A 14,926-nucleotide genomic window follows, 5' to 3' on the forward strand; every position below is an offset into this window, starting at 1 on the left:
CACAGCGAAGCAATCCAGGGTCTTCCCGCGGAGGGATTCTGGATTGCTTCGCTGCGCTCGCAATGACGGTGTTGATGCAGCTGTACACGAATTTTTGCGATGACACCCGCAGCAATCGACGGCCGCGCCGTTGTGCCCTATCGTCCTGCCGTCCAACAGTCGTCAGTGAACTGAACTCTTGAGCTCCGTGGTAGTTGCTGGGACGAGAGATCGGCATCGGAGACGAACATGAACGCAAAACCCTTCGGCAGGACCGGCGCCAATGTCTCCGTGATCGGGCAGGGCACCTGGTATCTCGACCATGGCGATCGCAAACGTGCGGTCGCGGCGCTGCAACGCGGGCTCGATCTCGGCATGACCCATATCGACACCGCGGAGATGTATGGCGATGCCGAGCTCGTCATTGCCGATGCGATCGCGGGCCGCCGGGATGACGTGTTCCTCGTGTCGAAGGTGCTGCCGAGCAACGCCTCGCGTCGCGGCACCATCACCGCTTGCGAGCGCTCGCTGAAGCGGCTGAAGACGGACCGTCTCGATTGCTATCTGCTGCACTGGCGTGGCTCGTATGACCTTGAAGACACCGTCGCCGCGTTCGAGGAACTGGTGAAGGCCGGCAAGATCAAGTCCTGGGGCGTCTCGAATTTCGACGCCGCCGATCTCGACGAGATCCTCGACGTTTCCGGCGAAGGCAAGATCGCCTGCAATCAGGTGCTCTATCATCTCAAGGAGCGCGCGATCGAGCACGCGGTGATCCCGTGGTGCGAGCGGCATGGCGTCGCGGTCGTCGCCTATTCGCCGTTCGGACACGATGATTTTCCCGATGAGCGCAGCAAGGGCGGCGCCGTGCTGGCGCGCATTGCGGAGGCGCGTCGCGCGACGCCGCGTCAGGTCGCGCTGAGCTTCCTCACCCGTGCGACTACGGTGTTCGCGATTCCCAAGGCGTCGTCCGCGGAACACGCCAGCGAAGATGCGGCCGCTGGCGATCTCGTGCTGACGAAAGAGGAGATTTCAGCGCTGGATGCGGCGTTTCCGCGCGGTCCGAAGCCACATGGCCTGCCCATGCTGTAGTGCACAAAAGCCTATTATTAATGGAGTATTGACACCCGCGGACGTGAGCGCATATCGGCATCCTGTTTTCGGAAGTTGTGAAAGCGGCGCATTTGTCGTTTTTTACGACCGTTCCCGAATCGTCGTTTTCCCAGGTTCCAGCCGTGACACCGCCGCCCGCCGCAGCCGCAAGGCTCGACAGTATTTCCATGCCCGTGCCGGAGAAGAAGCAGCAGACGCGTCGCGCGCCTGCGCGCGTCGATCATCCCTTCAAGGGCATCGCGCTGGTGTTGCTGTCGACGGTGTTTCTCGGCTGCTCCGACGTCACCGCGAAATATCTCTCGACGAGCCTGCCGTCGATCGAGATCACCTGGATCCGCTTCGTCACCTTCGCGCTGATGTTCACGCCGGTGATGCTGCCGGGCTCGCCGCTACATGCGATGCGCACCGAACGTCTCGGGCTGCAATTGATGCGCGGCGTCGCGCTGCTCGGCTCCTCGCTGTTCTTCATCACCGGCTTGCGTTTCCTCCCCATCGCGGAAGCCTCGGCCACCGGCTTCGTCTCGCCGCTGTTCGTCACCGCGCTGTCGATCATCTTCCTCAGCGAGAAGGTCGGCATGCGTCGCTGGATCGCGACCGCGATCGGGCTGATCGGTGTGATGATCATCCTGCGGCCGGGCTCGAGCGCGTTCCACATCGCTGCGTTCTTCCCGATCGTCTCGGCGTTCTGCTGGGCTGCCGCGCTGATCATGACGCGCTTGATGAGCGGGCGGGAAGCCGTGCTCACCACGATGGCGTACTCGGCTCTCACCGGCGTTGCGATCCTCAGCATCATGGTGCCGTTCGTCTGGGTCACGCCGACCTGGACGGGCATCGGGCTCGGCATCGTGATCGGTCTTGCCTCAACGATCGGCCAGTGGATCGTCGTGCTCGCCTATCGTTATGGCGATGCCTCGGTGCTGGCGCCGTTCTCCTACACGCAGCTGCTGTGGGTCAGCATTCTGGGCTTCTTCCTGTTTGGCGAGCTGCCTGATGTCTGGACCGTCACCGGCGCGGCCTTCATCGTCGCCAGCGGTCTCTACATCGCCCATCGCGAACGCATCCGCCGCGCCCAGCTGCTGGTGCTGGAAGAGCGTTCGCCGAACCCCTGACGCAAGTTCACACGTCCTGCTTCGTGCTATCAACGGCTCCAACGAACAGGGAGGAGCCGGATGCGCGCTGCGATTTTCAGGAATGGTGAGATTGTCGTCGACCGGATGGCCGAACCGAAGCCCGGCCCCGGCCAGGTGCTGGTCAAGACGCTCGCCTGCGGCATCTGCGGCTCCGACCTGCACGCGCGCCAGCACGCGCCGCGGATGGTGGAGATGGCGAAGAAGACCGGGCGAACGCCGATGGATCTGTCGCGCGATGTCGTCTTTGGCCACGAGTTCTGCTGCGAGATCGTCGACTATGGCCCCGGCACCGCGCGCAAGCTCAAGCCCGGCACGCATGTGTGCTCGCTGCCCGCCCTGCTGACGCCGGAAGGCATCAAGGGCATCGGCTATTCCAACGACTTTGTCGGCGGCTATGCGGAAGCGATGCTGCTCAGCGAGCCGTTGCTGCTGGAGGTGCCGAACGGCCTTGCACCGGAACACGCCGCGTTGACCGAGCCGCTCGCGGTCGGCGTTCACGCCGTGGCAAAGGCCAATATCGGTGGCGGCGAAGTGCCGCTCGTGATCGGCTGCGGCCCGGTCGGCCTCGCGGTGATCGCAGCTCTGAAGATCAAAGGCCTGCATCCGATCGTCGCGGCCGACTATTCGCCGGCGCGCCGCGCGCTCGCAGCTCAGCTCGGCGCCGATATCGTCGTCGATCCCCTGACGTCGCAGCCCTATGCGACCTGGGCCGAGCACGCGCAGATGTCGGAGGCGGAGAAGGCGGCGCGGCCGCCGCTCCAGGCCATGCTGCCGGCGCTGAAGCCCGCGGTCATCTTCGAATGCGTCGGTGTGCCCGGCCTGCTGCAGCAGGTGTTCGAAGGCGCGCCGCGCGACGCCAGGATCGTCGTGGTCGGCGTCTGCATGGAGAGCGACAGATGCGAGCCTATGCTCGGCATCATGAAGGAGCTCAACGTCCAGTACGTGCTCGGCTACACGCCGGAGGAGTTTTCGGCGTCGCTGCGCCTGATCGCGGACGGGCAGGTGGATGCCGCGGCGATGGTGACGGCGGAAGTGGGCATCGACGGCGTCGCCAAGGCGTTCGCCGATCTCGCCAATCCCGAGGCGCACACCAAGATCATCGTGCAGCCGTGGCGGTAACGGTGTCGTAGGGTGGGCAAGGGCGCAAAGCGCCGTGCCCACCATGCGTCCACGTCCGTGGTAAGAATGGTGGGCACGCTACGCTTTGCCCACCCTACGAGACCTTCGTCAGTATTTCGAAGGCACGTACATCTCTGGCGGGATCGGACCGCGGTGATAGTCGGGATTGCGCACGCGCGGCGGCAGCACCACCGGAGCGCGACCAACTTCCTGATAGGGGATCTGGCTCAAGAGATGCGCAATGCAGTTGAGGCGCGCGCGCTTCTTGTCGACGGCGTCGACGATCCACCATGGCGAGTCCGGCAGATGCGTGTGCTCCAGCATCGTCTCCTTGGCTTTGGTGTACGCCTCCCAGCGGCTGCGGGCCTCGACGTCCATCGGGCTCAGCTTCCACTGCTTCAAGGGATCCTTGATGCGCATGGTGAAGCGGAACTGCTGCTCGTCGTCAGTGATGGAGAACCAGTATTTGACCAGGATGATGCCGGAGCGGATCAGCATCCGTTCGAACTCCGGCACCGTCTGGAAGAACTCCTGGTACTGCTCGTCGGTGCAGAAGCCCATCACGCGTTCGACGCCGGCGCGATTGTACCAGCTGCGGTCGAACAGCACCATCTCGCCGCCGGCCGGCAGGTGCGACACATAGCGCTGGAAATACCATTGCGTGCGTTCGCGCTCGTTCGGCGCTGGAAGCGCCGCGACGCGGCAGATGCGGGGATTGAGGCGCTGGGTGATGCGCTTGATGACGCCGCCCTTGCCGGCGGAGTCGCGGCCTTCGAACAGCACGACGACCTTCTTCTTCTCGCTCTGCACCCAGTCCTGGAGCTTGACCAGCTCGGCTTGAAGCCGGAGCAGGTCCCGGAAATAGAGCCGGCGATCGACCGTCGGGTTGAGAACGTCGGTCTCGTCCAGCAACTCGTCGAGCCTGGAGTCGTCCAGCTCCATCTCCAGCTCCTCGTCGAGATCGTCGGCCATCTCCTGGATGATGCGCTCGCGCTTGGCGGTCTGGGAGGTGCGGTCGGATGCAGTCATGGGTCTCTCTCTCGGGCCAAGGATGCCTGTCGCCCGCGACCATCGACGGGGTTTATTGCGTCCATGTGACACCGGTGGCCGGCGGGGGCCGTCAGACCGGCAGCGCGATCGAATATTTGACCTGGCTGAGCGCAAAGCTCGACTCGATCGAGGCGATGCCGTCGAGCCGGGTCAGCTTGGTCTTGAGGAAGATCTCGTAGGAGGCAAGGTCGGCCGCCACCACGCGCAGGAGGTAGTCGCGGTTGCCGGTCATCAGATAGCATTCCAGCACCTCGTCCCATTTCGATATTGCGCGGGCAAAGCGGTTGAGGTCTTCCTCCTTCTGCCGCGCGAGCTTGATCGAGATGAAGACGCTGACATGCAGGCCCAGCGCCTTCTGGTCGACGGTTGCGATGTAGCGCGAGATGACCCCGCGCTCCTCCAGGAGCTTGACCCGGCGATGGCAGGGCGAGACCGAGAGCCCGACCTTGTCGGCCAGCTCCTGCATGGTCAGTCGGCTGTCGGTCTGGAGAGAGCTGAGGATTTTGCGGTCGATGGCGTCGAGTTCGGGCATTGGAATGGAACCTATGTTTGGCCGGCGGTCATTGGTAAATTATCCCAATATTTGGGCGTGCGGCGCGAAAAATTGAGAAGTTTGGCGCCGCCCGCAGGCGTATCATCTTCCGAACCTGTTTCCCGGGAGCATTTGCCATGCCCGTTGATACCGCCCGTCTCGACACATTGACCGCGCTGGCCCGCAAGGCGCTGTGGCTGTCGTCATGGACCATCCACCATGCCAACCACGTCCGGTCGAACACGGATGGACTGAAGGTCGGCGGACATCAGGCCTCCTCGGCCTCGCTCGCCACCATCATGTCGGCGCTGTATTTTAGCGTGTTGCGGCCTGAGGACCGCGTCGCGGTGAAGCCGCATGCGAGCCCGGTGTTCCACGCCATCCAGTATCTGTTCGGCCGGCAGAGCCGCGAGAAACTGGAGAATTTTCGCGGCTTCAAGGGCGCGCAGTCCTATCCCTCGCGCACCAAGGACGTCGACGACGTCGATTTCTCGACCGGCTCGGTCGGCCTCGGCGTCGCGCAGACGCTGTTCGCCTCGCTGGTGCAGGACTACGTCAAGGCGCATGGCTGGATGAAGGATCGCCGCGAGGGGCGGATGATCGCGCTGGTCGGCGACGCCGAGATGGACGAGGGCAACATCTTCGAAGCGCTGGCCGAAGGCTGGAAGCACGGCCTGCGCAACACCTGGTGGGTGGTCGACTACAACCGCCAGTCGCTGGATGCCGTGGTGCGCGAAGGTCTCTGGGAAAAGTTCGAGACCATGTTCCGCAATTTCGGCTGGGACGTCGTCATCGTGAAATACGGTCGCCTGATGCGCGAGGCCTTTGCCGAGCCCGGCGGCGAGGCGTTGAAGCGCTGGATCGACAATTGCCCGAACGCGCTCTATGCGGCGCTGTGCTTCCAGGGCGGCGCGTCCTTTCGCAAGCATTTGCATGACGAGATCGGCGACCAGGGGCCGATCACGAAGCTGATCGACAAGCGCAGCGACGACGAGCTCTTGGCGCTGATGTCGAATCTCGGCGGCCACGACATGGCAAGCATGCTGGAGGCGTTCGAACAGATCGATCACGATCGCCCGGTCTGCTTCATCGCCTACACCATCAAGGGTGTCGGCCTGCCGTTCCAGGGCCACAAGGACAATCACGCCGGCCTGATGACAGTCGCGCAGATGGAGAAATATCGCGAGAGCCAGAACATCCGCCCCGGCCACGAATGGGACAAGTACGAAGGCCTCACGCAAAGTGCCGCCGAGCTCGACGCCTTCCTCGCGCGGGTGCCGTTCAACAAGGACGGCCGCCGGCTGACCGCGCCCGTCGTCGAGGTGCCGCAGCAGCTGGCCTTCAAGCCGTCGCCGCAGATGTCGACGCAACAGGGCTTTGGCCTCGTGCTGAACGAGATCGCGCGCGGCGACAGCGAGCTGGCACAACGGATCGTCACGACCTCGCCCGACGTCACCGTCTCGACCAATCTCGGTCCGTGGGTGAACCGGCGCGGCCTGTTCGCGCGCGGTGAGAAGGCGGATTTATTCCGCAGCGAGAAAATTCCGTCCACCTTCAATTGGGACTTCTCGCCCAAGGGACAGCATCTCGAGCTCGGCATCGCCGAGATGAACCTGTTCATCATGCTCTCGGCGCTCGGCCTGTCGCACCAGATCAACGGCGCGCGGCTGTTGCCGGTCGGCACGCTCTACGATCCCTTCATCGAGCGCGGTCTCGATGCGCTGAATTACGCCTGCTACCAGGATGCACGCTTCATGGTGGCGGCGACGCCGTCAGGCATCACGCTCGCGCCGGAGGGCGGTGCGCACCAGTCGATCGCGACGCCGCTGATCGGCATGGCGCAGGACGGGCTCGCCTCGTTCGAGCCGGCCTTTGTCGACGAGCTCGCCGTCATCATGGGCTGGGGTTTTGAGCACATGCAGCGCGATCCCGGCGAGGGCGGCTCGGTCTATTTGCGACTGTCGACGCGCTCGATCGAGCAGGCGCAGCGGATCATGACGCCGGAGCTGCAGCAGGGCATTACCGATGGCGCCTACTGGCTGCGCAAGCCGGGCCCCAATGCCGAACTCGTGATCGCCTATACCGGCGCCGTCGCGCCCGAAGCGATCGAGGCGACCGGCTTCATCGGCGAGAGCCGGCGCGACATCGGCCTGCTTGCGATTACCTCGGCGGACCGCCTGCATTCCGGGTGGACTGCCGCGCGAAAATTGCGGCGCGACCGGCGCGGCGTGCAGCACCTCAGCCACGTCGAAAAACTGCTGGCGCCACTGCCGCGCGATTGCGGCATCGTGACTGTGATCGACGGCCATCCGTCGGCGCTCGGCTGGCTCGGCAGCGTCCGCGGCCATCGCGTCGAGGCGCTCGGCGTCGAGCAGTTCGGCCAGACCGGCTCCATCGCGGACCTTTATCGGCACTATGGCATCGATGCGAATGCGATCATCGATGCGGCGGAAAGCCTCACCACCGGCGCGCCGGTGCTACATCGTAAGATGGCGGTGTAGTCGACGTAACCCGGTTGTCATTCCGGGGCGACGCGTAGCGTCGAGCCCGGAATCCATCAGGCGTCAATCCGAACTGTGCAATGGATTCCGGGCTCACGACTTTGTCGCGCCCCGGAATGACGGCCGGGCCACCTTGCCACGTTCCCGCCATCGGCTCATATAACCTCCGTCCGCCGCAACGCTGGCCCCGCATATGGCGGGTTCAATTGCCGGCGCTTTCGTGCAAGGATGCCTGCCGAAACGCCCCCTCCAAGCCCCAAGAAGAGGTTAACGATGGTCAATCGCATGCAATTCTACATCGACGGCGCCTGGGTCGATCCCGCCGTCAAGAAGTCCACCCCGGTCGTCAATCCGGCGACGGAAGAGGCGATGTACGAGGTTGCGCTGGGCTCCAAGGCTGACGTGGACAAGGCGGTTGCCGCCGCCAAGCGCGCCTTTGCAACGTTCTCCCAGACCAGCCGCGATGAGCGCGTCGCGCTGCTCACGAAGGTCATCGAGGTCTACAAGGGCCGTCTCAAGGAGATCGGGGCCGCCGTCTCCGACGAGATGGGCGCGCCGCTGCCGATGGCTGAAAAACTCCAGGCCGGCGCCGGCCTCGGCCATCTCATGACAACGCTCGACGTGCTTAAGAACTATCATTTCGAGGAGCCGGTCGGCACCGCCATGGTGCTGCGCGAGCCGGTCGGTGTGGTCGGCATGATCACGCCCTGGAACTGGCCGCTCAACCAGATCGCCTGCAAGGTCGCACCCGCGCTCGCCGCCGGCTGCACCATGATCCTGAAGCCGTCGGAGTTCACGCCCACCTCGGCGCTGATCTTCGCGGAAATCCTCCATGAAGCCGGCGTGCCGAAGGGCGTGTTCAACCTCGTCAACGGCCTCGGCCCCGAGGTCGGCGCCGCCATGAGCGAGCATCCCGACATCGACATGATCTCCTTCACCGGCTCGACCCGCGCCGGCATCGACGTCGCCAAGCGCGCGGCGCCGACCGTGAAGCGCGTCAGCCAGGAGCTGGGCGGCAAGTCGCCGAACGTCATCCTCGAAGGCGCCGACCTGCAGAAGGCGGTGACCGGCGGCGTGATGCACATGTTCAACAACTCCGGCCAGTCCTGCAACGCGCCCTCGCGCATGATCGTGCCGCTGTCGAAGATGAAGGAAGTCGCCGCGATCGCGAAGGCTGTCGCCGACAAGACCAAGGCCGGTGATCCCCGCGCCGAAGGCACCACCATTGGTCCGGTCGTCAACCGCGGCCAGTGGGACAAGATCCAGGGCCTCATCAAGAAAGGCATCGACGAGGGCGCAACGCTCGTCGCCGGCGGCCCGGGCCTGCCCGAAGGCGTCAACAAGGGGTTCTACGTCCGCCCGACCATCTTCGCCGACGTCACCCCCGAGATGACGATCGCCCGTGAAGAAATCTTCGGACCGGTGCTGACCATCATCGGCGCCAAGAACGAAGCCGACGCCGTGCACATCGCCAACGACACGCCGTATGGCCTCGCTGGTTACGTCACGGGCGCTTCAGTCGAGGATGCCAAGCGCGTCGGTCGCCAGATCCGCGCCGGCAACGTCAACCTCCAGGGCGTGCCCAACGACCGTAGCGCGCCGTTCGGCGGCTACAAGCAGTCCGGCAACGGCCGCGAGTGGGGCAAGTACGGCCTCGAGGACTTCCTCGAGGTGAAGGCCGTCGCCGGCTTCAACGCGGCGTAGGCTTTAGCGCCTGAACAGAATGACGCCGGAACGGGAAACCGCTCCGGCGTTTTTCGTTTCGTTTCTCTCCGTCATTGCGAGCGAAGCGAAGCAATCCAGGAATCCTTCCGCGGAGGCAGTCTGGATTGCTTCGTCGCAAGGGCTCCTCGCAATGACGAGGAGAGAGTTCGAAAGCCTATCCCCCCACCGCCCCCTGCGTGTTCACATACAGCGCGTAGATCGACTGGCTCGCGGCCATGAACAGGCGGTTGCGCTTGAGGCCGCCGAAGCAGAGATTGGCGCAGCGCTCGGGCAGCGCGATACGGCCGATCATGACGCCGTCGGGCGCGAACACCACGACGCCGTCGAGCTCGGGATCGCCCATGCCCCAGCCGCACCACAGATTGCCGTCGATGTCGCAGCGCATGCCGTCCGGCGTGCCCGGACCCGCATCGATGTGCACGCGCTTGTTGGAGATCGTGGTGCCATCCGCCGAGACGTCATAGGCGAGGATTTTTCGGTTCGGTTGCCCACGCGATTCCACCACGTACAGTACCTTCTCGTCCGGCGAGAAACACAGCCCGTTCGGTCCCAGCACGCCCTCGGCGACGACAGTCGCCTTGCGCGTCGCGGGATCGAGCCGGTAGACGTTCGGGTCGATCTCGGAGTCCGCCTTGTAGCCCTCGTAATTGCCGAGCAGGCCGAAGGTCGGATCGGTGAACCAGATCGAGCCGTCGGACTTGACGACGACGTCGTTCGGCGAGTTCAGCCGCTTGCCGTTGAACGATTCCATCAGCACCGTGATCTCGCCGTCATATTCGGTGCGGGTCACGCGGCGGCCGCCGTGCTCGCAGGTGACCAGCCGTCCCTGGCGGTCGCGCGTGTTGCCGTTGGCGAAATTGGAGGGCTTTCGGAATACCGACACCGCGCCGGTCTCTTCCTCCCATTTGATGATGCGCTGGTTCGGGATGTCGCTGCAGAGCAGATAGCGCCCGTCGCCGAACCAGACCGGGCCCTCGGCCCAGCGCAGGCCGGTCGCCAGCCGCTCCACCGCAGAAAGTTTCAACCAGTATTTTTCGAAGCGGGGGTCCAGTGCTTTTATCGCTGGATCGGGGTAATAGGTCGCCGGCTGCCAGCCTTGAGTGTGGGACGATGCATCGTTCATGTGCAATTCTCGTTGTGACGTTCCCTCTGTCCAAGTCTGCTACCATCAGATATCTACGGCCGCAAATCGGTTGACATAGACGAGGAAAGACATGCCGCGCATCTTGATGACGGGAGCTTCGGGCGGGATCGGAACGCGCCTGCGGAAACTTCTGCCCCCGATCTATCCGGACCTCCTGCTCTCCGACATCCGCCCGCCCGCCGATCTCGGGGCGAACGAGCAGTTCAAGGCGGCGGACCTGTCCGACCTCGCGCAAGTCGAGGCGATCTGCGAGGGCGTCGACGGCATCATCCATTTCGGCGGCTATTCGGTCGAGGGCCCGTGGGACGACATCCTCCAGGCCAACATCATCGGCGGCTATAATCTGTTCGAGGCCGCGTATCGCAAGGGCGTCAAGCGCGTGGTGTTCGCGTCCTCGAACCATGCCGTTGGATTCTATCCGCGCCACCGCAGGATCGATACCGACGTCACCGCGCGCCCGGACGGCCGCTATGGCGTCAGCAAGGTGTTCGGCGAAGCCCTCGGCGCGCTCTACGCCGATAAGCACGGCCTGAAGGTGACTTGCCTCCGCATCGGCAATTTCGGTGACGTGCCGCTGGACCTTCGCCGGATCTCGATCTGGCTGAAGCCGGAAGACCTGGTGCAGCTCTGCCAAATCGGGCTCGAGCATCCCGACATCCATTTCGAAGTTTTTTACGGCGTGTCGCTGAACGAGCGCGCCTGGTGGGACAACCACCGCGCCTACGAGTTCGGCTACCGCCCCACCGGCCGCTCCGAGGATCATGTGGCGCACGCGATGGCCGAGCAGGCCAAGCTGAAGCCGGATCCGGTCGGCGACCACTACCAGGGCGGCGCGTTCTGCAGCAACGAGTTCGACGGCGACACGAGCCGGATCATCGATTGGAACAAGCGGTAGTCTTGAACGGCGGCGCTAGCTCTCCCCCGCAATCCTTGCCAGATAATCCGCTTTGCTGAACTGCATGTGATCCACACAGAGCTGCGCCAGCGCCCAGCTGTCGCGGCCCTTCAACAGCTCGATCATCAACTCGTGCTGGCGCCGTGACTGCGCCAGCCCTTCGCGGTCGGCGAGGTTCTTCGCGCGCATCGGCAGCGTCAGGCTCATATAGTCCTGCAGCGAGCGCACCAGGTAGGGATTGCCGCAAGCCGAAAACAGCGCGACGTGGAAGGCGTCGTTGGCCTCGTGGATGCCGCGCAGATCCTGCACGTCCGCCCTGGCACAATATTGTCGTTGCAAGGCGGTCAGCTCGTCGATCAGGACTTGCGGCGCGGGCAGGGGGATCATCAGCGCGGCCTGCCGCGTCAGCATCTCCCTGACCTCGTAGATCTGCCGGACCTCCTCGGCGGAATAGAACCGCACGGTGGCGCCGACGTTCTTCTCGCGGCGGACGATGCCGCGGCGCTCGGCGTCCACCAGAGCCTGCCGCACGAAATGCCGCGAGGTACCGTAAGCAGACATCAGCGCGTCCTCGGTGAGGCGCGCGCCGGGAGCGAGGCGGCCGAAGATGATGTCCTCCTCCAGCCGCGCGATGACGTCATCGGGATCGTCGCGCCGGATAGTCATGGCGTCTGCGGTGCGAATGTCGGACATGCCCTCAGCCTTCGGCGCCTCGCCGGTCCGCCTTGTGGAGCAGGGCGAACCCCGATTGTCAATAATTTGTGCCCAGGAGCGCCATCAGGAGCAGAAAGCGTTGCGATCCGGCCCTGTCTTATTGACAATCAGGGGGCAGGCTGTACCACAATGGCAAGCAAGGAGTGGCATGATGACGAGTGGTTTGCGCAAGGGTCTGACGAGCTATGGCGATGCCGGCTTCTCGCTGTTCCTGCGCAAGGCGTTCATCAAGGCCATGGGCTATTCCGACGACGCGCTGGAGCGCCCGATCGTCGGCATCACCAACACCTATAGCGACTACAATCCCTGCCACGGCAACGTTCCGCAGATCATCGAAGCCGCCAAGCGCGGCGTGATGCTGTCGGGCGCGATGCCGTTCGTGTTCCCGACCATCTCGATCGCCGAGAGCTTTGCGCATCCGACCTCGATGTATCTGCGCAATCTGATGGCGATGGACACCGAGGAGATGATCCGGGCTCAGCCGATGGATTCGGTGATCGTGATCGGCGGCTGCGACAAGACGCTCCCGGCGCAGGTGATGGCGGCGATCAGCGCCGACCTGCCGACCGTGGTCATTCCAGTCGGTCCGATGGTGGTCGGTCATCACAAGGGCGAGGTGTTAGGGGCCTGCACCGATTGCCGCCGTCTCTGGGGCAAGTATCGCGCCGGCGAGATCGACGATGCCGAGATCGAAGCCGTCAATGGCCGCCTGGCGCCGTCGGTCGGCACCTGCATGGTGATGGGCACGGCCTCGACCATGGCCTGCATGATCGAAGCCATGGGCCTGTCGCTGCCGATGAGCGCGACAATTCCGGCGCCGCATGCCGAGCGTTTCCGTCTGGCCGAGGCGAGCGGCCGGGTTGCGGCCGAGATGGCCAAGACCAAGGGCCCGAAGCCGAGCGAGCTCTTGACGCCGGCCTCCTTCAAGAACGCGCAGGTCGTGCTGCAGGCGATCGGCGGCTCGACCAACGGCCTGATCCATCTGACCGCGATGGCGCATCGCTCGCCGCACCGGCTCGATCTCGAAGTGTTCGACCAGATCGGCCGCGAGGTACCGGTGCTGGTCGATCTCAAGCCGTCCGGCGAGCACTACATGGAGCATTTCCATCACGCCGGCGGCGTGCCGAAACTGCTGGCGCAGCTCGGCGATCTCGTCGATCTCGACGCGAAGACGATCTCGGGCGCGAGCCTGCGCGACGTCGTCGCGAATGCGGAGGACGTGCCGGGTCAGGACGCGATCCGTCCGCGCGACAATCCGATCAAGAAGGAGGGTGGCCTTGCCGTCCTGCACGGCAATCTCGCGCCGCGCGGCGCGGTCATCAAGCAATCTGCTGCGAGCCCCAAGCTCCTGCAGCATACGGGCCGCGCGGTGGTGTTCGAATCCGTCGAGGACATGACCTTGCGGGTCGACGATCCCGATCTCGACGTCACCGCCGACGACGTGCTGGTGCTGCGCAATGCCGGCCCGAAGGGCGCGCCCGGCATGCCCGAGGCGGGCTATCTGCCGATCCCGAAGAAGCTCGCACGGAATGGTACCAAGGACATGGTGCGCATTTCGGATGCGCGCATGAGCGGTACCGCGTTCGGCACCATCGTCCTGCACATCACGCCGGAATCCGCGGTCGGCGGCCCGCTGGCGCTGGTGAAGAACGGCGACAAAATTCAACTCGATGTGGCCAGGCGCAGCATTGAGCTTTTGGTCGATGCCGCCGAGCTGGAGCGTCGGCGCGCCGCGCTGAAGCCGGCCGCAGCGCCGGATGAAGCGCGGCGCGGCTATGCCTGGCTGTTCAACGAGACCATCATGCAGGCCGACGAGGGCTGCGACTTCGATTTCATGCAGAGGGCTGGGAAGAAGACCGAGAAGGGGTGATAACCACCCGAACGAACGCTCAGACCGCTAAAGCGGCGAGCGATAAACAGGGGGAAACGATGATTGAACGATCGATGCCAAGATTCTTACATCGGCTGGCGGCAACGGCCGCTGTTCTCTTCGTCACGGGCGCCGGGGCGCAGGAGGTGAAGCATTATCGCTTCGCCTATGACCAGCCCAAGATCACCGGCTATGGAATCCTCGGCGACATCTTCAGCGAGAAGCTCAAGGCGCTGAGCAAAGGAACGATGTTGATCGACCAGTATCCCGGCGCGCAGCTCGGGCAGGAGCCGCAGGTGTTGCAGCTCGTCAAGGCGGGGGATATCGAGTTCTGTATTTCATCGTCTGCGAACGCCGCGACGCTCTCGCCCCAGGCAGGCGTTATGTCAATGCACTACCTGTTCCGCTCGGAAGACCATCTCATCAAGGCGATAGCGAATCCCGAGGTGGCAAATGCGGTCAAAGCGATGATTGCAGAGACAGTTCAGGGCACTCATGTCATCGCGCTGGCGACGCTTGGCTTGCGCAACATGTATTCCAAACGGGAGATCAAGAAGGTCGAGGACATGAAGGGCCTCAAGGTGCGGGTGCAGGCGACGCCGACCGAGGACATAATGTTCCCGGCCTATGGCGCCCAGATCGTGCACATGCCGTTCGGCAGCGTCTACACTTCTCTGCAAACCGGCGTGGTCGATGTCGCCGAGAATGGCGTCAACGTCTACCTCGCCAACAAGCACTATGAAGTGGCGCCGGTGCTCTCGATGACCGAGCATGAGGCCAACAACAGTCTGGTCTGGGTCAGCGACAAGCTCTGGAACAACCTCACGCCAGAGCAGCAGGGTTGGGTGCAGGCCGCCGCCGACGAGGTCAACAAGACCCAGCCCGCCAAGGCGATCGAGCTTGAGCATCAATCGCAAGTCAAGCTGAAATCGATCGGCGTCAAGATCGTTCCCGATGTTGACAAGTCCGGCTTCATTGCGATCGCCGATCCCTATCTCGACAAGCTCGCCAAGGAGCTCGGCCCGCACGCGGTGAAGGTCAAGGACCTGATCCGGTCGATCAAGTAGACCCCGCGCGCAGGCGCTTCTCCGCGTCGTCCCGGCGAAGGCCGGGACCTCTACTCCGCGGCGGCGCTTTGGGGGGATAGCTGTCAACTC

General features: G+C 64.1%; 12 protein-coding genes. 8 read left to right on the plus strand and 4 right to left on the minus strand.

Annotated features, from left to right (window positions below):
* Positions 1-228: 228 nt before the first annotated feature.
* The 3 genes from ABID58_RS04555 (at position 229) to ABID58_RS04565 (ending at position 3,338) form a co-directional block, all read left to right on the plus strand.
* Complete coding sequence (locus tag ABID58_RS04555) at positions 229-1,068, plus strand: aldo/keto reductase (RefSeq protein WP_354031702.1); 840 nt, start codon at positions 229-231, stop codon at positions 1,066-1,068.
* A 188-nt stretch (positions 1,069-1,256) separates the two neighbouring features.
* Complete coding sequence (locus ABID58_RS04560; protein WP_187434601.1) at positions 1,257-2,198, plus strand: DMT family transporter; 942 nt, start codon at positions 1,257-1,259, stop codon at positions 2,196-2,198.
* Positions 2,199-2,258: 60 nt separating this feature from the next.
* A complete protein-coding gene (locus ABID58_RS04565; RefSeq protein WP_354031703.1) occupies positions 2,259-3,338 on the plus strand; it encodes a zinc-binding dehydrogenase in 1,080 nt (359 codons plus the stop codon).
* Between the two features lie 108 nt (positions 3,339-3,446).
* On the opposite strand, the gene ppk2 is transcribed toward ABID58_RS04565, so the two are convergent.
* Positions 3,447-4,367, minus strand: a complete 921-nt coding sequence (gene ppk2, locus ABID58_RS04570) for a polyphosphate kinase 2 (RefSeq protein ID WP_354031704.1) — start codon at positions 4,365-4,367, stop codon at positions 3,447-3,449.
* Positions 4,368-4,458: 91 nt separating this feature from the next.
* Entirely contained in the window at positions 4,459-4,920 is a 462-nt protein-coding gene (locus tag ABID58_RS04575) for an Lrp/AsnC family transcriptional regulator (protein ID WP_148748985.1), read from the minus strand.
* Positions 4,921-5,057: 137 nt separating this feature from the next.
* Between ABID58_RS04575 and ABID58_RS04580 the strand changes: the two genes are divergently transcribed.
* Together ABID58_RS04580 and ABID58_RS04585 are read left to right on the plus strand one after the other, a co-directional pair.
* Complete coding sequence (locus tag ABID58_RS04580; RefSeq protein ID WP_354031705.1) at positions 5,058-7,421, plus strand: thiamine pyrophosphate-binding protein; 2,364 nt, start codon at positions 5,058-5,060, stop codon at positions 7,419-7,421.
* Positions 7,422-7,694: 273 nt separating this feature from the next.
* A complete protein-coding gene (locus ABID58_RS04585; RefSeq protein WP_148748983.1) occupies positions 7,695-9,125 on the plus strand; it encodes an aldehyde dehydrogenase family protein in 1,431 nt (476 codons plus the stop codon).
* A 175-nt stretch (positions 9,126-9,300) separates the two neighbouring features.
* On the opposite strand, the gene ABID58_RS04590 is transcribed toward ABID58_RS04585, so the two are convergent.
* On the minus strand, positions 9,301-10,269 hold the full coding sequence (locus ABID58_RS04590; protein WP_354031706.1) for an SMP-30/gluconolactonase/LRE family protein: 969 nt from the start codon (positions 10,267-10,269) through the stop codon (positions 9,301-9,303).
* A gap of 91 nt (positions 10,270-10,360) precedes the next feature.
* Here ABID58_RS04590 and ABID58_RS04595 point away from each other — a divergent pair, with 91 nt between their 5' ends.
* Complete coding sequence (locus tag ABID58_RS04595) at positions 10,361-11,185, plus strand: NAD-dependent epimerase/dehydratase family protein (protein WP_354031707.1); 825 nt, start codon at positions 10,361-10,363, stop codon at positions 11,183-11,185.
* A 15-nt stretch (positions 11,186-11,200) separates the two neighbouring features.
* Here ABID58_RS04595 and ABID58_RS04600 read toward each other — a convergent pair whose 3' ends face one another.
* Positions 11,201-11,878, minus strand: a complete 678-nt coding sequence (locus ABID58_RS04600; protein ID WP_354031708.1) for a GntR family transcriptional regulator — start codon at positions 11,876-11,878, stop codon at positions 11,201-11,203.
* 172 nt (positions 11,879-12,050) lie between these two features.
* Here ABID58_RS04600 and ABID58_RS04605 point away from each other — a divergent pair, with 172 nt between their 5' ends.
* Together ABID58_RS04605 and ABID58_RS04610 are read left to right on the plus strand one after the other, a co-directional pair.
* The gene (locus ABID58_RS04605) at positions 12,051-13,769 is read left to right on the plus strand and encodes an IlvD/Edd family dehydratase (RefSeq protein ID WP_354032167.1); all 1,719 of its coding nucleotides are present in this window, start codon (positions 12,051-12,053) and stop codon (positions 13,767-13,769) included.
* 59 nt (positions 13,770-13,828) lie between these two features.
* Positions 13,829-14,836: a TRAP transporter substrate-binding protein gene (locus ABID58_RS04610; protein ID WP_354031709.1), complete on the plus strand. Its 1,008-nt coding sequence runs from the start codon at positions 13,829-13,831 to the stop codon at positions 14,834-14,836.
* The last annotated feature ends 90 nt before the right edge of the window (positions 14,837-14,926 follow it).

The sequence above is a fragment of the Bradyrhizobium sp. S3.2.6 genome, assembly GCF_040546885.1.
Lineage (GTDB): Bacteria > Pseudomonadota > Alphaproteobacteria > Rhizobiales > Xanthobacteraceae > Bradyrhizobium > Bradyrhizobium cytisi.

Bases quoted from the DNA above. Each gene is read 5' to 3' on its own strand.
- ABID58_RS04555 (WP_354031702.1), top strand. From the start codon at position 229: ATGAACGCAAAACCCTTCGGCAGGACCGGCGCCAATGTCTCCGTGATC.
- ABID58_RS04595 (WP_354031707.1), top strand. From the start codon at position 10,361: ATGCCGCGCATCTTGATGACGGGAGCTTCGGGCGGGATCGGAACGCGC.
- ABID58_RS04600 (WP_354031708.1), bottom strand. From the start codon at position 11,878: ATGTCCGACATTCGCACCGCAGACGCCATGACTATCCGGCGCGACGAT.
- ABID58_RS04610 (WP_354031709.1), top strand. From the start codon at position 13,829: ATGATTGAACGATCGATGCCAAGATTCTTACATCGGCTGGCGGCAACG.
- ABID58_RS04580 (WP_354031705.1), top strand. From the start codon at position 5,058: ATGCCCGTTGATACCGCCCGTCTCGACACATTGACCGCGCTGGCCCGC.
- ABID58_RS04590 (WP_354031706.1), bottom strand. From the start codon at position 10,269: ATGAACGATGCATCGTCCCACACTCAAGGCTGGCAGCCGGCGACCTAT.
- ABID58_RS04565 (WP_354031703.1), top strand. From the start codon at position 2,259: ATGCGCGCTGCGATTTTCAGGAATGGTGAGATTGTCGTCGACCGGATG.
- ABID58_RS04585 (WP_148748983.1), top strand. From the start codon at position 7,695: ATGGTCAATCGCATGCAATTCTACATCGACGGCGCCTGGGTCGATCCC.
- ABID58_RS04605 (WP_354032167.1), top strand. From the start codon at position 12,051: ATGACGAGTGGTTTGCGCAAGGGTCTGACGAGCTATGGCGATGCCGGC.
- ABID58_RS04560 (WP_187434601.1), top strand. From the start codon at position 1,257: ATGCCCGTGCCGGAGAAGAAGCAGCAGACGCGTCGCGCGCCTGCGCGC.
- ppk2 (WP_354031704.1), bottom strand. From the start codon at position 4,367: ATGACTGCATCCGACCGCACCTCCCAGACCGCCAAGCGCGAGCGCATC.
- ABID58_RS04575 (WP_148748985.1), bottom strand. From the start codon at position 4,920: ATGCCCGAACTCGACGCCATCGACCGCAAAATCCTCAGCTCTCTCCAG.